Raw genomic sequence first — 20624 nt, forward strand, 5'->3', positions numbered from 1 at the left:
TATCGAGCGCAGCAATTTCCAAAGCGTCAACGTGGCCCATAACCTGAGCTCATCGATTCGACACCCTCGAATCCCAGGCTCACGGAACCGCCCCGATGAACACCACCGCCCGCCTCCTCCTCGCTGCACTGGCCATCGCCGTGCTGAGCGGCTGTGCCAGTCATCCCGAGCTGCGCCCCTATACCGCCGAGGAAACCCGCCAGCTGCAACTCGAAGCATTGCAGCGTCAGGGCCTGAGTCTGGAGGAATACGAGCAGCGCAAACTGGCTGTGTCGCGCGCCGGCCACCCACAGGTGGTGACCGACGCCGCCACGGCCAGGACCGCGATCAGCGGCTGAGCTCGACCTCCGCCAGGAACGCCAGCAGGTGCTCGTTGAACGACACCGGCGCTTCCTCCATCACGAAATGCCCGCAACCCGGCAGGATCACGCCGCGCACCGAGTCGGCGTGCCCCTGCATCGTCAGCAGTGGCGCATCGGCCGTGGCGTGCTCGGCACCGATCGCCAGCACCGGCATGGGCAGCGGACGCTTGGCCCGCTCGCGGTTCTGCCGGATGGTCTCGGGGATCGCCCGGTAATAGGCGAAGCCCGCCCGCATTCCGCCCGGCGAGGCGTAGGCGCGGATATAGACATCCGCCGCCACCGCGTGGCGGCGTACCGCCCAGCGATCGAACATGAAGTTGAGGTAACCCTCCTCACGCCCGGCGATCAGGAACTCCGGCAGGTCGCGCACCTGGTTGAACAGGAAATGCCAGAGGAAGATGTTCTCCTGCGGCGCCACGAAGATCGGCGGCGCCTCGGCCAGCCCGGGAATCACCGCCTCGGCCACCGTCAATGAACGGACCGCCTGCGGCAGGTCGCTGGCCATGGCATAGGCGACCCACATCCCCACGTCGTGGCCGACCAGGTGGTAGCGCTCATGCCCCAGTCGGGTCATGGCGGCGTGCAGCACGCGGGCGACGTTGCCGGTGTCGTAGCCCTGCTCGGGACGGTCCGAATCCCCCAGGCCCGGCGGATCGATGGCGATGGCGCGAAAGCCGCGCGCGGCCAGGATCGGCAGCACATGGCGCCAGGCGTACCAGGTCTGCGGCCAGCCCGGTACCAATAGCACCGGCTCGCCCGCACCGGCCACGACGCAGTGCAGACGCTGGCCCTGTACCTGCACATAGACATGCTCGAAGGCATCGCCCAAGGACTCGACGGACAGGCTCATACCCGTACCTCCTTGTCGATGCCGAGCATGCGCTGGATCTGCCGGGCGTCGATCGGCGCGCCGGCGAAGTCATCGAACACCTGGTCGGTGACCTGGATGATATGGCGGTTGATGAACTCGACGCCTTCACGGGCGCCGTCCTCCTGGTTCTTCAGGCAGCATTCCCACTCCAGGGTTGCCCAGCCGGCGAAGTCGTATTGCGCCAGCTTGGAGAAAATCGCCTTGAAATCCACCTGGCCATCGCCCAGCGAGCGGAAGCGCCCGGCACGTTCGGTCCAGTCGCTGTAGCCACCGTACACACCCTGCCGGCCGCTCGGATTGAACTCGGCATCCTTGACGTGAAACATGCGGATCAACGGGTGGTAAAGGTCCAGGTAGGCCAGGTAGTCGAGCTGCTGCAGGACGAAATGGCTGGGGTCGAAGAGGATGCGGCAACGCGTGTGCTCCCCCACCAGGGCATGGAAGCGCTCGAAGCTGGTGCCGTCGTGCAGGTCCTCGGCCGGGTGGATCTCGAAGCACAGGTTGACGCCCTGCTCGTCACAGCAGTCGAGGATCGGCCGCCAGCGCCGCGCCAGTTCCTCGAAGGCGGCCTCGACCAGGCCCTGGGGACGCTGCGGGAACGGGAACAGGTAGGGCCAGGCCAGCGCGCCGGAGAACGTGCCCATATCGTCCAGCCCCAGGTTGCGGCTGGCCCGCGCCGCCAGCTTCATCTGTTCGATCGCCCAGGCGGTGCGCTGCGCCGGGTGTCCGGCCAGCGCGGCCGGGGCAAAGGCATCGCACATCGGATCGTAGGCCGGATGCACGGCGACCAGCTGGCCGATCATGTGGGTGGTCAGCTCGCTGACCTGCAAGCCGCGCTCGGCCAGTCGCCCCTTGATCTCATCGCAGTAGCCCGTGCTCTGCGCGGCCAGTTCCAGGTCGAACAGCCGGGCATCCCAGGCCGGTACCTGCAGCCCCTTGAAGCCAAGCCCCGCCGCCCAATCGGCAATACTGTCCAGGCTGTCGAACGGCGGTTTGTCGCTGCTGAACTGCGCGAGGTGCAGGCTGGGTCCCTTGAGTGTTCTCATGATGCGATCTCATTATTTGTCGATCGACAAACAATAGAATCGAACGACGCTTCCCGTCAATCGCAAATTGGCTAGAATGCGCGTTTTGCGTAATCAGGCAGACGAGCGATGGCAGGGCGACCTCGGGAATTCGACAAGCAACAGGCGCTGCGCAAGGCGATGCGGTTGTTCTGGGAGCATGGCTACGAGGGCACCTCGATGTCGGCCCTGGTATCCGCGCTGGGCATTGCCTCCGCACGGATCTACGCGGCCTTCGGCAGCAAGCAGCAACTGTTCGAGGAGGCCGTGGCTTTGTACGAGTCAGCCGAGGGCGGCTTCGCCGACCGCGCCCTGGCCCTGCCGGACATCCACCAGGCCCTGGCGCGGATGTTCGAGGACGCCATCAGCACCTACACCCGCGCCGACGAGCCCAGGGGCTGCCTGGTGGTCAGCGCCGCCAGCGGCGTGGCGCCGGACAACCTGGCCGTCCAGCAGTGGTTGTCCGGGCACCGCCGGCAACGCACCGAGTCGATCGTCGAGCGCCTGCGTCTGGCCCGTGAACAAGGGCAACTGCTGGCCGACACGCAGGTCGAGGCACTCGGCCACCTCTATGCCACCTTCCTCCACGGCATTTCCGTGCAGGCCCGCGACGGCGTACCCGCGCACGACCTGCGCAACGCAAGCCGCCAGGCATTGACCCTGCTGCCGAACACCCAGGGCTGACGCGCTCACCTGTAGGAGCGGCCTCGTGCCGCGAAAGGGCTGCGTAGCGGCCCCAGGATTTCAGCTTCGCAACCGAAATTGCCGGGGCCGCGTTGCGGCCCTTTCGCGACACAAGGCCGCTCCTACAGGGATCGCGCACGGCCGTTTACCTCGGGCACGGCAAAGCTGTTAGCCTTGCCCTGTTCAGGTCACCACGGACAGCCCATGGCCAACCACAAGATCGAGATCCGCCGGCGCAATGTCGAGAAGATCCTGCAAGCCGCCGAGCAGGTGTTCGCCGACAAGGGCTACGGCGCCACTTCCATGGGCGATATCGCCGAGCTGGCGCAACTGCCGCGCTCCAATCTGCACTACTACTTCAGCACCAAGGACGAGCTGTACCGCGCCGTGCTGCAGGACCTGCTGGATGTATGGAAGCAGGACGCCCTGTGCTTCGAGCACTTCGACGACCCGCGGGTGGTGTTGACCAGCTACATCCGCGCCAAGATGGGACACTCGCGCTCAAGGCCGTTGGGCTCGAAGATCTGGGCCGAGGAGATGCTCCATGGCGCCCCGCTGCTCGGCGCCAGCCTGGACGACATCCTGGTGCCCTGGGCGCAGCTCAAGGAGGCGAAGATCCGCAGTTGGGTCGCGGACCGGCGCATCCTGCCGGTGGAGCCGTCGGCGCTGCTGTACATGATCTGGGCCGCGACCCAGCACTACGCCGACTTCGGTTACCAGGTCAACCTGCTCAATGGCGGCGAGCCGCTGTCCGACCTGGCGTTCGAGCAAGCGGTGCAGACCGTCACCGGCGTCATCCTGCGCGGTATCGGCCTGGAGCCTTAGCGCCCCAGGTGCTCGCACAGGAAGTCGATGAACACCCGGGTCTTGTGCGGCACATGGTTGCCGTTGGGGTAGACCACGCTGATCGGCTGCGCCGGCAGGCTGTAGTCCAGCAACACCCGCCGCAACCTGCCGGCGACCAGATCCTCCTCGACCAGCCAGGCAGGCAGCACCGCCACTCCCAGCGCGGCGCAGGCCATCGCGCGGATGGCGTGGGACGCATTGGACTGGTAGGTCGCCCTGCCCGCCACGCTCGCGCTGCCCGTCCGCGCGCCGTGCAAGGTCCAGCTGGTCGGGCTGCGCAGGTTGCTGTTGGCGATCCAGGGCACATCCGCAAGGTCCGCGGGTTGGGCGATTACATGGCGGGCAAGAAACGCCGGTGAGGCCACCAGCAGAATGTCGTAGTCGGCCAGCTTGCGACTGCGCAGGTTCGAGTCTGTCAGGACACCGAGGCGCACCACCAGGTCGAGCCTTTCGGCAATCAGGTCGCTCAGCGACGAATCGGTCTCGTAACTGATCGACAGTGCCGGGTAACGCTCGGCAAACAACGGGATCAGCGGCAGGATGAAGCGCTCGCCGTACTCCCCGGTGGTGCTGATGCGCAGCCTGCCCGATACGCCGTTGTGTCGACGCAGCACACTGTCGAAGGCGCCCTCGACATCGCTGACGATCACCTTGAAATCGTCGTAGAAACCCTGGCCGGTTTCGGTCGGGGCGATGGCCCGGGTGCTGCGCGCCAGCAGCGTCACCCCCAGGGCCTGCTCCAGTGCCTTGACGTGCTGGCTGGCCATGGCTTTGCTGATGCCGAGAAAATCCGCCGCCTTGGTGAAGGAGCCGAAATCGACCACCGCCAGAAACGTCTGCACCCGGTTGAGCTGGGTGTGGAGGGCCGTGCGCGGCATTGTTCACTTCCATCAAACAGAGTTTCAAGGGTAGCGACATCGACAGGGACAGTCCACGGCACCTACGCTGCGCGCCGAAAAGGAGTGGCAATGACGTACCGGTATCGCGTGGCAACGATCTTCCTGATGGGCTTCTTCATCGACTGCATCAACCTGTTCATGCCGACCGTGGCGTTGCCGCGGATCGCGGCCGAGTTCGCCATTGGCAATGCCAGCAGCGCCTGGGTCGGCAATGCCTACATGCTCGGGCTGACCCTGGCCGTGCCGGTGAGCACCTGGCTGGCAAGCCGCTGGGGTGCGCGGCGGCTGCTGTGCGCCGCCATGCTGGGGTTCAGCGTGGCCGTGTGGGGCTGCGGCGAAGCCACAAGTTTCGCCGCGCTGATCACCTGGCGCCTGCTCCAGGGCATGGCCGGTGGTTTGCTGATCCCGGTGGGCCAGGCGCTGACCTTCGAGCGGTTCCAGGGCCCGGAGCGCGCCCGCGTGTCCACCCTGGTGATGGCCGTGGCGCTGCTGGCGCCGGCGCTGTCGCCCACGTTGGGCGGGATAATCGTCGACCATGGCCGCTGGCCGTGGGTCTTCCACTGCAACATTCCGCTGGCCCTGCTCACGGCGGCGCTGGCCTGGGCCTGGATTGACCAGACGCCAGGCCCGGCAGCGCCGCGCCCGGACTTCAAGGGATTGCTGCTGGTCAGCGCCGCCCTCGCCTGCCTGCTGCTGGGCCTGTCGCTGTACGGTGCCGGCCATGGCGTCGCACTGGCCATCGCCTGCCTGCTGGCCGGCTTGTCCTGCGCCCTGCTGTACCGCGCCCACTACCAACGCTCGGCCGGAGGGATTGTCGAGTTGAAACTGCTCGGCAGCCCTCGCCTGCGGGTCTCGATGCAGGTCTACCATGCAATCCCCGGGGTGTTCACCGGGGTCAACCTGCTGAACATCTTCTACCTGCAGGATGTGCTGGGCCTGAACGCCCAGGCCACCGGCCTGTTCATGCTGGTCTACGCCGCCGGAGCCTTCGCCGCCATGCTGCTGGCCGGCCGCCTGTACAACCGCGTCGGTGCCGCCCGCCTGCTGCTGCTCGGCATGCTCCTGCACAGCCTGGGCATCGGCCTGCTGGTAATGGTCGACACGCCGACCGATAGCGCAGCACTGGTTGCGGCCTACGGCCTCATGGGCATCGGCGGCGGCATCGGTGCCAACACCGCCCAGACCACCGCGCTGCTCGACTTCAGCGGCGAGCGGATGCAGCAGGCCAGCGTGCTGTGGAACCTCAATCGGCAAATGGCTTTCAGCGTTGGGGCCGCCTTGCTGCTGATGATCTTCAACCTGTTGCGGGTGGGCCTGGACGCGTCCGCAGCCTATCACCTGACCTTTACCCTGGCCGCGCTGCTGGGGTTGGCGCCACTGCTATCACTGAACACACTACCCAAGGAGAACCACGCCCATGCCTGAACACGCGATTGCCCGCGCCGAACGCAGCATTCATCACGTCCACGAACTGATCCAGATGGTCTTCACTCGCCCGGTGGCCGAATCCCAGTCGGTGCTCGGTGGGCTGATGGCGGTGTTCGCCGATGATTTCAGCATGGTTGCCACGACAGGCACGCAGGTCACTCGCCAGCAGGTCGAGCAGCTGTTCAAGGGGGCCGCCGGGACCAGGCCAGGCCTGCAGATCACCGTCAGCGATGTGCAAGTGGTGTGGCAGGCCGGGTTGAATGTGGCGGTGCGCTACAAGGAAACCCACCGTTTGCAGGGCATGGCGCAGGCGCGCTGGTCGCTGGCTTTGCTCGAATGCGGCGACCGCGGGGTGGTGTGGCGCTGCCTGCATGAAACCGCGATTGCCTAGGCGACTGCGCGTCTGCAGCCCCGGCCAATCAATCAGACATGGCTTGTTCTACAGCGCCATGGGTACGCTCGAACTGCAACGGCGTCACCGTCACGTGACCTCGTGCCAGTTCCGCCATTTCGCTGCCGGGCTCATCCTCGGTGCGGTGATTGTTCAGCTGCAACCAGTGGTACTCGAAGTGTCGCGGGTCGACCTCGGTACGCACCGAGACACTGTTCAACGGCCCGACACCCTGGCGCGTCACCTTCAACGGCCGGACGGCCTCCAGGGCACAATCAGGGAAGTTGACGTTGAGGCAGGCATCGGCCGGCCATGGCATGTCCAGCACACCGAGAATCACCTCGGGCGCCAGGTTCAGGCCGATGTCCCAGGGCACTGCGTCGCGGTCGCCATAGGCCTGGCTCAAGGCGATCGAACGTACCCCCAGCAGCAGCCCGGTCATCGCCGCGCCGACCGTTCCGGAGAATACGGTTTCAGTGCCCAGGTTCGCCCCACGGTTGATACCGGATAACACAAGGTCGGGCCTGGCATCCTTGAGCAGATGCCCCAGCGCCAGCGCCACGCAGTCACCCGGCGTGCCGGTGACGGCGAAGCGCCGCTCGCCATGGCTGCTCACCCGCAGCGGGGCGTGCAGGCTCAGCGAATGGGAAGTGCCGCTCTGGTCCCGGTGCGGCGCCACCACCCACACCTCCCTGGCCAGCCTGGCCGCCACCTGTTCCAGCACGGCCAGGCCGGGCGCGTCGATGCCATCGTCGTTGGTCAACAGAATGCGTTCGAATCGATAGGTCATGGTTCATCCTGTGAAGTTGCCGGTCAAAGGTGCCCCGGCAACGATAGCTCAGACATGCTCCTCCACACGCCCGATCGTGTGCACGCCCTGCTTCCAGTCGAGCCCATCGGCGCAGCTGGCGGCGTGGCGACCATTGATGTCCAACGCGGAGGTGAAGAAGAACTGGCCAACCGTCAGCTCGCCCACCGCATGAATCTGCCGGTTGCTGCCGGCCCGCCCCTGCACGCGATAGCTCGTCGGATCGATGCAGATCCCCCCCTGCGGGTGGCGGGTGACCGTGCCGTTTTCCAGCAGCGTGGCGAGCAACGGCGAGTCGAGCAGGTCGGCGTCGCGCGGAGAGCCGATGGCATGGATCAGCCGGTCGTAGACATGGCGCCAGCCGCTGCCCTGCAGGACCACCCCGTCGCCGCCCTGCTGCGGCGCGGTGAATGGCCCGGCGACGAACTCCAGTTGGCCACTGCGCAGGTAGCTGAGGATCTTGCGCGCATTCTGCGCCGGGATGGAGACCCGATAGGCCATGAAAAAGCTGAAGTACTCGCGCAGGAAACGCGCCTGCGCGGCATCGTCCAGTGCCTGCCAGATGTCCTCGACGAACCCATTGGTGGCATAGAGGATCGCCTGCCAGGTCCGCGGTGAGCGGGCATGCTCGAGTTCAGCCTCGATGAAACCGGCGATGTCGGCCGGTGGCGCGGGCATGGGGATCACCGCGCTGGCCTTGCCCGGGTCCTGGAAGGCCAGCTCCTTGCGGAACAGGCCGACCAGGTCGCTGATCTGCAGGCGGCCGTTCTGCGCCACCAGCGCATGGAGGCCTTCGCGGGTGAGGTAGCGCAGCGTGACCGGCTCCTGGGTACCCCGCACCACGGGAAAGTAGCCACTGCGCGAATGCATGCGGATGGGGCCTCTATGCCCCCGCTCGATCAGGGCTATGACGGTGTCGATGGCGCTCAGCCGTGCGCCGACCACCGCCACCCGCTCGTGGGGCGCCACCACGCGCAGCAGGCGGGAAACCGGATACGGCGTATCCAGCACCCGCGGGTCGCCGGACGGCTCCGGCTTCTTGCCCAACGGTCCGCAACACAGCACGACCTTGCCGGTCGGCAGGCTGAGGCCGCAGCGGGTGCGCAGGGTTTCCACGCCATCGATCAGGTCGATGGCGCAGACCTCCGCGTGCAATTGCACCAACTGGCAACCCAGGGTCGCGCCGCGCAGCACGATCTGCTTGAGCTGATGCTGCAGGTAGATGCCGAACAGGGCCCGAGGCGCGAAACCGTCCGCCTCGGGACGAAAATCGGGGTACGCGCGGCGCCAGGCCTGCGGGCTCTGCTGCAACCACTGCAGGAAATGCCCGGGCAGATGCGGGTATGGCGTAATGAGGCCGGTCCTGGTGTTGAGCAGGTTGCTCTCCAGGTCGGCCTCGTAGGCCGCGCCGCGCCCGAAATCATCCCGCTTCTCGAACAGGTGGATGACGCCGGCCGGCGCGCTGCCGGCGGCCACGCGGTCCAGATGGCGTTGCAGGAAGGCGATGGCCGTCGCGCCGCAGCCGACGATTGCAAAGGTGTTTTTCATCAACGTGCGTCCCTCTCCAGTAATGCTTCCCTGTCCACGGATTGCGTTCCAGCCTCAGGCGAGCTCGCCCAGGAAGGCCTTGATGCGCTCGGCACCGGCCAGGACCTTGCCGGCTTCGCCGGAATACGACAGCCGGGCATGCCCCGCCGCGCCGAAGAAACTGCCGGGAATCAGGGCAACGCCGAAGTCCCTGAGCAGCACATCGCAGAACGACTCGTCATCACTGATCACCTGCCCGCGGAACGACCGGCCCAGCGCCTGGCCGATATCGAGGAACAGGTAGAACGCCCCGGCCGGCTCGCAAAAGCGCAGCAACGGTGTACCGCGCAGCACCTCGAGCAAGGCCTGGCGCTGCCCGGCCAGACGCTGCCGGGCGGCGATGGAGAACGCCTGGTCACCGTCGAGTGCCGCCGTTGCCGCCGCCGCCGCGGGGGCCGGCAGGTTGGAGATCGAGTTGGAGTTGAGCGTGGTGACCGCGTCGGCGATCCGCCGGTCCGCCGCCAGCAAGCCGACCCGCCACCCCGGCATGCCATAGAGTTTGGAGACGCTGTCGATCTTGATGATGCGCCCGACGAGATCCGGCGCTACCGTCAGCAGGTCGGGACAGCGGTCCATGTCGTAGACGAAGCGCTGGTAGACGTCATCGCAAATGATCCAGACGTCATGCTTGCGCAACACTTGCGCCAGCCCCTGGAGCTCCTCGACCGAGTACACGGCGCCCGTAGGGTTGCCGGGGGAATTGAGCAGCACCACCCGCACCTGTTCGTCGAGCGCCTGTTCCAGGGCCTGGGGGGACATCTTGTAGCCGCTCTGCGCGGTGCAGCGCACATCGACGACGCCCGCCCCGACCAGATCGGCGATATCGAAGTAGGTCGGCCAGCACGGGGTCGACACCAGCAGCTTGTCGCCCGGGCGGATGATCGCCCGCAGCACGCTGAACAGCAGGTGCTTGGCGCCGAGGCCGGCGACCAGGTTGCGTTCGTCAAAATGCACGTGGCCAAGGCGCCGCAGGTAACCCAGGTAGGCCTTGAGCAATGCCGGATCGCCGCGGCTGGCGCCATAGCCGCCGGTGTCCTCGTGGGCCGCCCGCACTGCCGCCTCGACGATATGGGGCGCCGGCAGGAAGCCGGGCACGCCGACACCCAGGTCAATGACCGGCTGCGGCGCCTCCCTGACCTTCTGCGCCACCCCGAGGATCGGACAGAATCGCGCGAATTCCAGGTCTGCTGAAAGCGTAGGCATGCAGGATTCTCCAGAAGTCCGTTTCAGGCGGCGCGCACGGCCATGCGGCCACGCGCCATGAGCGCGGCCATGTGGATGGCCGTCGCAGTGATGATGTCGAGATTGCCGGCACTCGGATCGAGGTAGTCCCCCGCCCCCTCGACCCGCACCATGGTGAACAGGCGACCTTCGCTGTAATGCAGGTCGACGATCACCTCGTAGCCCGGCACGGCCTCGCGCACCAGCGCCACGGCCCGCTCCACCTCGCGACGGGTGGCGGCCAGGTCGGCCTGGGCGATCAGTGCCGAGACCGCCGTCTGCATGTAGACATTGGGCTTGGCCGGGTTGATGTTGAGGATCGCCTTGACCTGAGCGCAGCCGGTGAAGCGCCGCAACGCCTGTTCGGTGGTGGTGATGTAGTTGCTCAGGTTGCGGCGGGTGGCGGGGCCTGCGCTTTCGGCGCTGATCGACGACACCACCTCGATGTAGCGCACCCCCGGGTTGGCCCGGGCGATGGCGGCGGCCAGCGGAATCGAGGCCTGCCCCCCACAGGTGATCATGTTGACGTTGCTCGCCCCGGTCAGCTCCAGGCCGTTGAGCGAAGGCACGCACAGTTGACCCAGGGCCGCCGGGGTGAGGTTGATGATCACCTTGCCGGCCTCGATCAGGCGTGGCGCGTGGCGCTCATGGTCGGCGGCCGAGGTGGCGTCGAACACCAGGTCGAACTCGCCGATCCGGGCGAACAGACCGTCGATGCCATCGGCGGTGGTGGCGACCCCGCGCTCCCGGGCGAAGGCCAGGCCCGCGGAGTGCGGGGAACGTCCGGCAACCAGCGTGCAGTCCAGGTCCGGGTGGGCCAGGACCTTGCACAGGATGTCGCAGCCAATGTTGCCGCTGCCGATGATGGCGGTTTTCAGGGACATGAATGCACTCCAGGGTCAGGCAACGGAAGGTTGGGAAAGGCGGCTGGCCACCGAGATGATCAGGTCTTCCTGGCCGGCCACCGCATTGCACTCGGCCAGGGCTTCATAGATTCGCCGTGGTTCGACGCCGAACTCGCTGGCGGCGCGCGCGACATGCTTCTCGAAACCGCTGCATACGCCATACAGGCCACTGATCAGGTTGGCGGTCTTGACGACCGTGGGCGTGCTGACCGGGGCGATGCTCTCCAGCTGCTCGATGGCGCGGCACAGGGCGAAGATGTCCACGCCGGTGGCGAAGCGGTAGCGCTCCAGCACCGCGCACAATGTCTCCAGCTGGGTGTTGCCGGCGCCGGCGCCGAAGCCGCGCATGCAGCCGTCGACGATGGTCGCCCCGGCCTGGACCGCGGCCAGCGAGTTGGCGATGGCCAGGCCCAGGTTGTTGTGGCCATGGAAGCCCAGCGGAATCGACAGTTCGCTGCTGAGCAAGGCAATACGCTCACGGGTGCTGTCCGGATCAAGGTGGCCCGCCGAGTCCATCAGCACAATGGCGTTGGCACCATAGCCCTGTTGCTTCATCGCCTCCTCGAGCAAGCGCTCGGGGCTGGCCATGTGGCACATCATCAGTACGCCATGCACATAGGCGCCGTTGCCGCGGGCATGCTCGATATAGCTTTCGGTCACGCTCGCCTCGGTGCAATGGGAGGCAATGCGCAACACCTCGACACCGATCCGCAAGGCGGTATCGATATCGTCGAGCCTGGCGAAGCCGGGAATCATATGGATGCCCAGGCGCGTGCGACTGAGGTTGGCACGCGCCGTCTCGAGCATCTCGGTGTCGGCATGGCGGGCCAGGCCCAGTTGCAGGGACGATGCCCCCAGGCCGTTGCCGTGGCCCACCTCGACCACGCTCAGGCCGCAGCCGTCGACGGCACGGCAATAGGCGGCGATATCCTCCAGGCTCAACGAATGGGAAACGGCATGGTTGCCGTCGCGCAGGGTCGGATCATGAATGGCGATTGCAGCGGTCATCGAGATCGAGTCCTTGTGATCGAAGGTTCAGTTGCGTGGAGCGTCGGCAGCCGGCTCGGGCTGGAGCAGCCGCTTGGGCAGGAACGCCGGCGAGATATGGATGATCGACATGCGCACCACGTGGTTGAGCATGACGAAGGCAGGGTCGAGCTTGAGCAACAGGGCTGCCGCGGTCATCACCTCGACACCGCCCGGCACCCAGGACATGAACAGCGCCAGGAAGGGCTTGCCGGTGATCTGGGCGGCGAGCGCGGCCACCAGCAAGGTGGTGCAGAACGTCAGCGTGGTCACCACCAGGCCAGCACGCACGTAGCGCAGCACGTCCCCCAGGGTGATGTCGCGCAGGCGGATGCCGATCAAGCCGCCCAGCAGGATCAACGCCACCATCGCCACCGGGTCGGGCACATGCAGGTTGAACTGGGGCATGCCGATGTTCACCGCGGCGGCGCACACCAGCCCGGTCAGCATGTAGGGCGCAGGCACGTCCAGACGTTCCAGCAAGTAGCCGGCAACGACCGCGACGACCGCGACCGGCACGATGCGCAGGTAGTCGCCCAGGGTTCCGGCCGCATGCGCCGCGCTGTCGCCATGGCCGCCGGCGATCAGGGTGACCACCAGCAACAGCGCGAGCAGGCGGACGATGTGCACGAAGGCGATGCGTCCGGAGGCCGGCCCCTCTTCCCCCGACACCGTCATCACCGCCGCCATGGCGCCCGGGATGGCACTGAGCAGGCTTTCGATATGGCCCCACTTCTCCATGCGTCGCAGCCAGTTGTAGCCCACCAGGATCTGCGTGGTCATGCACACCAGCAGCCCGAGCAGGATGCTGACGTCGGTGAGCTCGTGCATCATCGAGGCGGTGACCGTGGAGCCGACGCTGATGCCGAGCAGCAACTGCACGGTGGCCACGAACGGAAACGGCATGCGCATGCGCACGCCCCACTTGCTCAGCGCCGTGACCGCGCAGATGGCGCCGATCAGTTCACCGAGCGGCAGCCCGGTGAGAAATCCCAGCCAGGCGCCCAGGGCCGCGACCGGAATGGGGATGAGGCTCTCGATCAAAGGTTTCATGGCATCGTCACCTGTCTGCAGGCATGACCGTCCCGACTGGCGGCACGGTCAGCAAAAGTGATGGAGGAACGGGACGGATCAGCGGCTAGACGGCGGCCGCTTCGTTGCCCGCCCAGTCGCAGCTTTCGTGGAACCAGCGCTCGACTTCACCAAGCCGCAATTGCAGTTCACGCTCGTTGCGCCCGGCGACGATGGCGTTGAGGATTTCCGAGTTGGTGAACTCCATCGACCGGTAGGCGGTCATCCGGCTCGCCGAGATGCGGTACTCCAGCACGCCGTCGAGCGGGCAGTCGCTCGGCACCTCGCGCAACAGGCCGACCCGCGGTGGAATGCTGATGTGCCCGACCATCTGCCGCGGCTCGATCATGGCCGCCGGACGATACTCGGGATCGCGCAGCGCGCGCAGGAAGCTCATGCGCGGGTCCAGGCCCCAGGCATGGCTGATCTCCTGGTTGAAGAACACCCCGCCCAGCCGCGAAGCGATTTCGCACAGGACGATCTCGCCCGCGTCGGTGACGAACAGTTCGAGGTGGAACAGCAGGGTCGGCTCGGAAGGCAACACGTCCTCGACCAGCGCGCGGGCGTAGCGCACCAGCTTGTCGCGCATCGGATTGCCGGCATCGAGCATGTGCAGGTCGTGGGCCTTGCCGCCGAGGAAGTCCAGCGCCGAGGTCATCACCCGTACCGGCGACACCAGGATCGGCTTGCCGTCGATGTACAGGCCGTTGACGATGTAGTGGCTGCCCCGCACATAGCGCTCGATCATCAGGTTGTGGAAAGTGGTGGCGCCGCGCGCGGCCAGCCACTGGCGCAGCTGCGGCAGGTCCCTGAGCACTTCCACGCCGTTCGAGCCACGACCATCGCGCGGTTTGACCACCACCGGGAAGCCGTGTTGCTCACTGAACTGGATCGCCCCGGTGGCGTGGGTCAGCGGCGCCATGTCGGCGACGGCGAAACCACGGTCGCGGGCCCGCTGCTTCATGAAGAACTTGTCGCGATAGAACATCGCGCGCCCCTCGGCGCCCTGGCTGACACCCAGTCGGTCATTGATGCGCGCCACCCGCAGCACGTCGATCTCGGCCAGTGCCACGCACAGCGGATCACGCATCTCGCGGGCCATGTCATGGACATCCACCTCGACCAGCGCGTTGTCGTTGAAATAGTCGAACAACCGGTACGCCACCTGTTCGCCAAGGTGCGCGGTGATTTCCTGGGCGCGGGAGTTGCAGCTCAGCAGCATGCCTCCCGGCCCTAGCGCGTCGGCCCAGCTTTGCGCGCTGTGCTGGAGAATGATCTTGGGGGGACAGAAGACGATCAGCTGCATGGGGCGTTCCTTGCGTGCTTACATGAGTCAGAAAGTGACCAGGCATCAGGGCCAGGCTCACCAATGATTCTGCTGAGGAGTCGGTGGCCGATGCCAATACCGATTCAGTCGTTATTGATACTCCTCGCCTTGCCCGCGCAGGCGGTTTGCAAGGCGCGCGAAAGCGCTGCCATGTCGGGGAACATGGCAGGCGACTTTCACGCAGGATTCAGCCGGTCAGATCAGGCAGGCGGCGCAGTCGCGCATCACCTCGGCCTTGCGCTGCAGGTACTGGGCAAACACTTCACGGGCCGTGGTCCTGTCCACCGCGATGCCCATGGCCTTGACGAAGGCCTCGACCGCCTCGACCGCGTGGGCGAAATGATTGCTCTCGGTCCCCCCGGTGTGCACGGTGACCCAGGCCACGGTCTTGCGCACCTGCTCGGGCGGGACACCCATGTCGCGCTCGAACCAGCGGGTGTACAGCGGATGGATGTACTCCACTTCACCGTGGGTGTAGACCTCATGCACCAGCGTGGTCAGCAGGCCCTGGAGCAGGTCGCGATCACGCAGGCGGCGGGCATCGGTCCAGTCCTTGAACGCCTGCGCCGACGGCAGGCAGTTTTCCTTGAGCAACCACTGGTCGTCGCCGCACAGGGGCGTGGCCATGTTGTAGAACAGGTCGGCATGCAAGGTGTTGCCCAGCGCCCCCAGGTCCTCGTCGGTGATCCGCTGCAGGCTGCCACACACCTGGTAGATCTGCTGCGCCGCGGCGCTGCCCTGCTCGGAACGCGCCAGCAGGGTCAGGCGATTGGCCAGGCCGGAGACGCTGGCGGCCGAGTTGTTGGTCTTCGACCAACTGGCGAAGAACTTGCGCAACGCCGCGGCGCCATGGCGCCGCGAAGTCAGCACCTGGAACGCCTCCTCGATGTCGACCAGCGCGGCCTCCTGGTTGTGGAACTCATCCCATAGCGCCTGTTTCAGCACACCGGCAGGCATCTCCTGCAACACCGGTTCAATCACATACAGCAACTGGCTGTGCACGGTCGGCAAGTTACTCACGGTCATCTCACTCTTTTCCTTGTTGGATGATGATGTAGCGCGTTGAGGAAGCGATTCATTGCAATGGCTGGACCGCCGGCCCACGGACCGGCGCCACCCGCCAGCTGCCCCGCGCGATCAGCAGCGGCAGCAGCTGGAACACCACGATCAGGGCGACGCAGCCGCCCCACCCCCAGCGTTCCCACAGCCCGCCGGGCACGAAGGCGCCGAAGCTGCCACCCAGGTAGTAGCAGCTCAGGTACAGGCCGACCGCGGCGGATTTCTGCCGTGGCGCCTGGGCGGTGATGAAGGCATTGGCAGCGGCCTGGGCGAGAAACACGCCAGTGGAGCTGAGCGCCAGGCCCAGCACGATCAACCACAGCGACGCGGACAGGGTCAGGGCCGAGCCGGCGATGCCCAGGCAACCGGCTACCCGCACCAGGTCGGCATGGGGCCGCGCCTTGCTCAGGCGCCCGGCCAGCGGCACCACCACCAGCGCCAGCAGGAACACGGCGTAGATGGCACCCAGCGCGGCGGTACCCAGGGCAAACGGGGCCTCGCTCAGGTGCAGGCCGACATAGGTGAAGGTCGCGACCTGGGCAAACAAGACGCAGAACCCCACGGCATAGGCCCCCAGCAATGGCCTGCTGGCGAGTTCGCCAAGCGCCAGCGGCTCGCGCCTGGCTGCGGGTGGATTGCGCGGCAACAGCAGCGCGATACCCAGCGCGACCGCCAGGCTGAGCCCCGCCTGGACCGTCAATGCCACGCGCCAGTCGGCAAGCTCGGTGACCAGACCGGTGAGGAAACGCCCACAGAAACCGCCGAAGATCGTGCCGGCAACATAGACGCTGGTCATTTCGGTCACAGCACCGCCCTGCCAGCGCACGCCGATGTAGGCCACGCTGGTGGCGAACACCATCGGGATGAACATCCCCTGCACCGAACGCCACAGCAGGAATTCGCCATAGCTGCCCGCCCACGCCGCCAACAATGCAGGCAGCGCCAGCAACAGCGCCGCCCCGGCGATGACCCGGTGCTGTTCGCCGCGTGCCGTCAGCCAGCCGACAAAAGGCGCGGTCAAGGCCACGGCGAGGATGGTCACGGTAATGCTCCAACCGGCCTGGCGCAGCGTTACCGGAAAAGCCCGGGTCAGTTCCGTGAGCAGGCCCTGGGTGGAATAGAGGTTGAGAAATGCGGCACATCCGCCAAGAAATAGGGCAATTCGGGGGAAATCGGCGGGAAAACGCATACAAACACTCGTAAAAAATTGTTACAGGTTTATAAGGTAGGACGAACTTTGGATCCAATACCTATTCCCGACCGATTGATACTCAAGGAAGAACATGATGGATTTGCGCCGTCTGCGCTGTTTCCTGGTTGTCAGCGAGGAATTGCACTTCGGCCGAGCGGCAGCGCGCCTGCACATGGCCCAGCCGCCGCTGACCCGACAGATATCGGCCCTGGAGACGGAACTCGGGTTTCGCCTGTTCGACCGCAGCACGCGCAACGTCAGCCTTACCACCGCGGGCCGTCACCTGCTGCCCTACGCCCGCGGCGTGCTCGAACAGGTCGACCTGACCACGGCGATCACCAACAAGCTGGCGGCGGGCTCGGCCGGCCAACTGACGGTCGGCTACGCCAGTTCGATCGCCCTGTCGGACACCTTCAGCCATACCATCCAGGCGTTCTGTTCGAAGTACCCGGATGTGCAACTGAATGTGGAGGAAGGTGCTTCCAGCACCCAGTGGACGCAACTGATCGAAGGCCGCCTGGATATCGGCATGAGCCGCATGCGCCCATCAGGTGACGATCCTCAGGTCCAGGCCATCTGTGTGGACAACGAGCCACTGGTCGCGGCCGTTCCCAGCGACAGCCCCCTCGCCCAGCAGTTGCAGGTCAGCCTGGCCGAGCTCGGCGAACTGCCGCTGATCACCTTCCCCCCGGACTACGGCTCGGGCTTGAACGAAATCATCCTCGGCCTGTACCGCCGCCACGGGCTGACGCCGCGCCCGGCGCCAAGCGGTCGGCAGATCACCTCGATCATCGCCCTGGTTGCCGCGGGTCGTGGTGTCGCGGTGGTGCCGCAGTGCACCCGGACCTTGGTCAGGCGTGGCGTGTCCTACCTGCCGCTGGCCGAGCCCGGCGCCTGCGCGCCGCTGCTGGTGCTGACCCGCAGGCACGAGCGCAGCCCGCTGGTGCGGGCGTTCGTCGAGGTGATCGAGCAGACCTTGCGCGGCGGTCTGGCCGGGTAGACGAAAACTTCGTGGGAGCGGGCTTGCCCCGCGATAGCGTTCGACCTGCGTCCAACGCTATCGCGGGGCAAGCCCGCTCCCACGAGAGACCTGCGTGAGGTCTGCCTTGCGCCGACCTCAACCCGCCTCGCGATAGGGATTACGGGGATCCTGCGTCCAGTTCATGTACGGCTTGCCGGTGTCCTGCGCCTGCATGTCGATGCAGCCCTCCACCGGGCAGGTGATCTGGCACAGGTTGCAGCCGACGCACTCGGCCTCGATCACGCTGTAGGCGTGGGTGCCGTCGGCCTTGAGGGTGCTGGCGATGGCCTGGTGCGAGGTGTCCTCGCAGGCGATGTGGCAGCGCCCGCAGCCGATGCAGGCGTCCTGGTCGATGTGCGCCACCGACTGGTAGTTGATGTCCAGGTACTTCCAGTCGGTGGTGTGCCCCACGGCCTGGCCGCGAAACGCCTCGAGGTTGCGGTGGCCGTGCTGGTCCATCCAGCGCGCCAGGCCGTCCTTCATGTCGTCGACGATGCGAAAGCCGTGCAGCATCGCCGCCGTGCATACCTGCACCGCGCCACTGCCCAGGGCGATGAACTCGGCGGCGTCGCGCCAGGTGCCGATGCCGCCGATGCCGCAGATCGGCAGCCCATGGGTCTCCGGGTCACGGGCGATTTCCGCGACCATGTTCAGGGCGATCGGCTTGACCGCCGAACCGCAGTAGCCGCCATGGGTGCTCTGGTCGCCGACGATGGGGTGGGCGACCATGCGGTCGAGGTCGACGCTGGTGATCGAGTTGATGGTGTTGATCAATGACACCGCATCCGCCCCGCCCCGGTGCGCGGCGCGCGCCGACTGGCGGATGTCGGTGATGTTGGGGGTGAGCTTGACGATCACCGGCAGCGCGCAGTGGGTCTTGCACCAGCGGGTGACCATCTCCACGTACTCCGGCACCTGGCCGACGGCGGCGCCCATGCCGCGCTCGGGCATGCCGTGGGGGCAACCGAAGTTGAGTTCGATGCCGTCGGCGCCGGTGGCCTCCACCAACGGCAGGATGAACTTCCAGGACTCCTCGATACACGGCACCATCAGCGACACGATCAGCGCGCGGTCGGGCCAGTCCTTCTTCACCTGGGTGATCTCGCGCAGGTTGATCTCCAGCGAGCGGTCGGTGATCAGCTCGATGTTGTTGATGCCCTGCACCTGGCGGTTGGCGCCGAAGTGCGCCGAGTAGCGCGACGACACGTTGACCGCCGCCGGGTCCTCGCCCAGGGTCTTCCACACCACCCCGCCCCACCCGGCCTCGAAGGCGCGGACCACGTTGTAGGCTTTGTCGGTGGGTGGCGCGGAGGCCAGCCAGAACGGATTGGGTGCCTTGATGCCGGCGAATTCGATGGACAGGTCGGCCATTTACGCAGCCTCCACGTTGAGCATGAGTTGGGCATGGATGGCCTCGGCGGCCAGCTTGCCATGTTGCACGGCCTGGACGGTGAGGTCCTGGCCCAGCGCAGTGCAGTCGCCGCCGGCGTAGATGCCGGGTACCGAGGTCTGCAGGTGCGCGTCCACCTGGATGCGCTCGCCGTCACGGGCCAATTGTGCCGCCAGCGGATCAGCCAGGCTTGTGTCGTCGAAGCGTTGGCCGATGGCCTTGAAGATGGCGTCGGCCGCCAGCTCGAAAGTCTCGCCGGTATCGCCCAGGCGTCCGTCGACCAGCTGGGTGCGCGCGAAACGCATGCCGCGTACACGCCCTGCCTCATTCAGCAGCACGGCATCGGGCCGGGCCCAGGTGTGCAGACGCACCTGATTGTGCTTGGCAATCTCCTGCTCATGGTCGGTGGCGCCCATGTCGGACACGCCACGGCGGTACACCAGGTTGACGTCGCGGGCGCCCAGGCAACTCATCTGCACGGCCATGTCGATGGCGGTGTTGCCGGCACCGAGCACCAGGCAGCGGTCGGCCAGCGGCAGTTGGGTGAGGTCGTCGGCCTGGCGCAGCTCGCGAATGTACTCGGTGGCGGCGAGCAGGCCCGGCGCGTCCTCGTCCGCCAGGCCCAGCTGGCGCACGGCAGCCAGGCCCAGGCCGAGGAACACCGCGTCGTACTGGGCATGCAGCTCGCCCAGCGACAGGTTGCCGCCCAGGCGCTGGCCATGGCGGATCTCGATACCGCCGATGCCCAGCAGGAACTCCACCTCGCGCTGGGCGTAGTCGTCCACCAGCTTGTAGCGGGCGATGCCGTACTCATTGAGGCCACCGGCTTTCTCCCGCGCCTCGAAGATCACCACGTCATGGCCGTGCATGGCCAGGCGGTGCGCGCAAGACAGCCCGGCGGGGCCGGCACCGACCACGGCGATGCGCTTGCCGCTGGCCGGCGAGCGCTGGAACGGATGCTCGGTGAAGCCGGCGTGGTCCAGGGCGTAGCGCTGCAGCTGGCCGATCAGCACCGGCGCGCATTCCTGGGCGTTGTTGCGCACGCAGGCCTGCTGGCAGAGGATCTCGGTCGGGCACACCCGGGCGCAGCTGCCGCCGAGGATGTTGGCCGAGAGGATGCGCTCGGCGGCGCCCTGCAGGTTCTCGTCGCTGATGCGGTGGATGAACGAGGGGATGTCGATCTCGCTGGGGCACGCATTGACGCAGGGCGCGTCGTAGCAGTACAGGCAGCGCGCGCTTTCGACGGCGGCCTGACGGGCGGTGAGCGGGGGCGCGAGGTCGCTGAAGGCCTCGGCCAGCTGGTCGGCGCCGGCCCGGGGGCGCGGCAAGTGGTTCAGGGCGTCGATCACGGTTGTAGCCTCTCGCTTTTTTATGGGCTCAGGCGGCGGTCACTCGCCTGTCCGTTCTGAGGGATGGCAGTCAACAGGAGCATGTGTCTGTGTTGTTATCAGGGGGCGCTTTGCGCCCCTTTC

20 protein-coding genes are annotated in these 20624 nt (G+C 66.5%); 6 read left to right on the forward strand and 14 right to left on the reverse strand.

The window, feature by feature from the left end; translation table 11 throughout:
- Positions 1 to 95: 95 nt before the first annotated feature.
- Positions 96 to 338 (forward strand): hypothetical protein, encoded by a 243-nt coding sequence (locus PRtIB026_RS19435; RefSeq protein WP_203652189.1) that lies wholly within the window; start codon positions 96 to 98, stop codon positions 336 to 338.
- Here PRtIB026_RS19435 and PRtIB026_RS19440 read toward each other — a convergent pair.
- Both PRtIB026_RS19440 and PRtIB026_RS19445 read right to left on the reverse strand, forming a co-directional pair.
- Positions 328 to 1212 (reverse strand): alpha/beta fold hydrolase, encoded by an 885-nt coding sequence (locus PRtIB026_RS19440; protein WP_203652186.1) that lies wholly within the window; start codon positions 1210 to 1212, stop codon positions 328 to 330. The genes PRtIB026_RS19435 and PRtIB026_RS19440 overlap by 11 nt on opposite strands.
- Positions 1209 to 2279 carry a sugar phosphate isomerase/epimerase family protein gene (locus tag PRtIB026_RS19445; protein ID WP_203652185.1) on the reverse strand — a complete coding sequence of 357 codons (1071 nt, stop codon included), beginning with the start codon at positions 2277 to 2279 and terminating at the stop codon, positions 1209 to 1211. The genes PRtIB026_RS19440 and PRtIB026_RS19445 overlap by 4 nt, the downstream gene beginning before the upstream one ends.
- Positions 2280 to 2387: 108 nt before the next feature.
- On the opposite strand from PRtIB026_RS19445, the gene PRtIB026_RS19450 reads away from it, so the two are divergent.
- Positions 2388 to 2981: a TetR/AcrR family transcriptional regulator gene (locus PRtIB026_RS19450; protein WP_203652184.1), complete on the forward strand. Its 594-nt coding sequence runs from the start codon at positions 2388 to 2390 to the stop codon at positions 2979 to 2981.
- Between the two features lie 204 nt (positions 2982 to 3185).
- Positions 3186 to 3806 (forward strand): TetR/AcrR family transcriptional regulator, encoded by a 621-nt coding sequence (locus tag PRtIB026_RS19455; protein WP_203652183.1) that lies wholly within the window; start codon positions 3186 to 3188, stop codon positions 3804 to 3806.
- Here the strand turns inward: PRtIB026_RS19455 and PRtIB026_RS19460 are convergent.
- Positions 3803 to 4705: a LysR family transcriptional regulator gene (locus PRtIB026_RS19460; protein WP_203652182.1), complete on the reverse strand. Its 903-nt coding sequence runs from the start codon at positions 4703 to 4705 to the stop codon at positions 3803 to 3805. The two genes, PRtIB026_RS19455 and PRtIB026_RS19460, sit on opposite strands and share 4 nt — an antisense overlap.
- Before the next feature lie 90 nt (positions 4706 to 4795).
- On the opposite strand from PRtIB026_RS19460, the gene PRtIB026_RS19465 reads away from it, so the two are divergent.
- Positions 4796 to 6151, forward strand: coding sequence for an MFS transporter (locus PRtIB026_RS19465; RefSeq protein ID WP_203652181.1), 1356 nt, complete (start codon positions 4796 to 4798; stop codon positions 6149 to 6151).
- Positions 6144 to 6545 (forward strand): DUF4440 domain-containing protein, encoded by a 402-nt coding sequence (locus PRtIB026_RS19470; RefSeq protein ID WP_203652179.1) that lies wholly within the window; start codon positions 6144 to 6146, stop codon positions 6543 to 6545. The genes PRtIB026_RS19465 and PRtIB026_RS19470 overlap by 8 nt, the downstream gene beginning before the upstream one ends.
- A gap of 28 nt (positions 6546 to 6573) precedes the next feature.
- On the opposite strand, the gene surE is transcribed toward PRtIB026_RS19470, so the two are convergent.
- From surE to PRtIB026_RS19515, 9 genes are all read right to left on the reverse strand, one after another.
- A complete protein-coding gene (gene surE, locus PRtIB026_RS19475) occupies positions 6574 to 7335 on the reverse strand; it encodes a 5'/3'-nucleotidase SurE (protein WP_203652177.1) in 762 nt (253 codons plus the stop codon).
- Between the two features lie 48 nt (positions 7336 to 7383).
- A complete protein-coding gene (locus tag PRtIB026_RS19480) occupies positions 7384 to 8901 on the reverse strand; it encodes an FAD/NAD(P)-binding protein (RefSeq protein ID WP_203652175.1) in 1518 nt (505 codons plus the stop codon).
- A 54-nt stretch (positions 8902 to 8955) separates the two neighbouring features.
- A complete protein-coding gene (locus PRtIB026_RS19485) occupies positions 8956 to 10143 on the reverse strand; it encodes a pyridoxal phosphate-dependent aminotransferase (protein WP_267812729.1) in 1188 nt (395 codons plus the stop codon).
- A 23-nt stretch (positions 10144 to 10166) separates the two neighbouring features.
- A complete protein-coding gene (locus tag PRtIB026_RS19490; protein ID WP_203652171.1) occupies positions 10167 to 11045 on the reverse strand; it encodes an acetaldehyde dehydrogenase (acetylating) in 879 nt (292 codons plus the stop codon).
- A gap of 15 nt (positions 11046 to 11060) precedes the next feature.
- Positions 11061 to 12074: a 4-hydroxy-2-oxovalerate aldolase gene (dmpG, locus tag PRtIB026_RS19495; protein ID WP_203652169.1), complete on the reverse strand. Its 1014-nt coding sequence runs from the start codon at positions 12072 to 12074 to the stop codon at positions 11061 to 11063.
- A 27-nt stretch (positions 12075 to 12101) separates the two neighbouring features.
- A complete protein-coding gene (locus tag PRtIB026_RS19500) occupies positions 12102 to 13145 on the reverse strand; it encodes an AbrB family transcriptional regulator (protein WP_203652167.1) in 1044 nt (347 codons plus the stop codon).
- Between the two features lie 85 nt (positions 13146 to 13230).
- The gene (locus PRtIB026_RS19505; protein ID WP_232857478.1) at positions 13231 to 14469 is read right to left on the reverse strand and encodes an ATP-grasp domain-containing protein; all 1239 of its coding nucleotides are present in this window, start codon (positions 14467 to 14469) and stop codon (positions 13231 to 13233) included.
- 216 nt (positions 14470 to 14685) lie between these two features.
- On the reverse strand, positions 14686 to 15516 hold the full coding sequence (locus tag PRtIB026_RS19510) for a hypothetical protein (RefSeq protein ID WP_203652164.1): 831 nt from the start codon (positions 15514 to 15516) through the stop codon (positions 14686 to 14688).
- A gap of 49 nt (positions 15517 to 15565) precedes the next feature.
- Positions 15566 to 16738 (reverse strand): MFS transporter, encoded by a 1173-nt coding sequence (locus tag PRtIB026_RS19515; protein WP_203652161.1) that lies wholly within the window; start codon positions 16736 to 16738, stop codon positions 15566 to 15568.
- A gap of 94 nt (positions 16739 to 16832) precedes the next feature.
- On the opposite strand from PRtIB026_RS19515, the gene PRtIB026_RS19520 reads away from it, so the two are divergent.
- Positions 16833 to 17741 carry a LysR family transcriptional regulator gene (locus PRtIB026_RS19520; RefSeq protein WP_203652158.1) on the forward strand — a complete coding sequence of 303 codons (909 nt, stop codon included), beginning with the start codon at positions 16833 to 16835 and terminating at the stop codon, positions 17739 to 17741.
- A gap of 117 nt (positions 17742 to 17858) precedes the next feature.
- Here PRtIB026_RS19520 and preA read toward each other — a convergent pair whose 3' ends face one another.
- Together preA and PRtIB026_RS19530 are read right to left on the reverse strand one after the other, a co-directional pair.
- Positions 17859 to 19133, reverse strand: coding sequence for an NAD-dependent dihydropyrimidine dehydrogenase subunit PreA (gene preA / locus PRtIB026_RS19525; protein WP_203652156.1), 1275 nt, complete (start codon positions 19131 to 19133; stop codon positions 17859 to 17861).
- Positions 19134 to 20501 (reverse strand): NAD(P)-dependent oxidoreductase, encoded by a 1368-nt coding sequence (locus PRtIB026_RS19530; protein ID WP_203652154.1) that lies wholly within the window; start codon positions 20499 to 20501, stop codon positions 19134 to 19136.
- Positions 20502 to 20624: the final 123 nt, after the last annotated feature.

The sequence above is a fragment of the Pseudomonas sp. RtIB026 genome, from assembly GCF_016861355.2.
In the GTDB taxonomy this organism is placed as follows: Bacteria; Pseudomonadota; Gammaproteobacteria; order Pseudomonadales; family Pseudomonadaceae; genus Aquipseudomonas; species Aquipseudomonas peradeniyensis.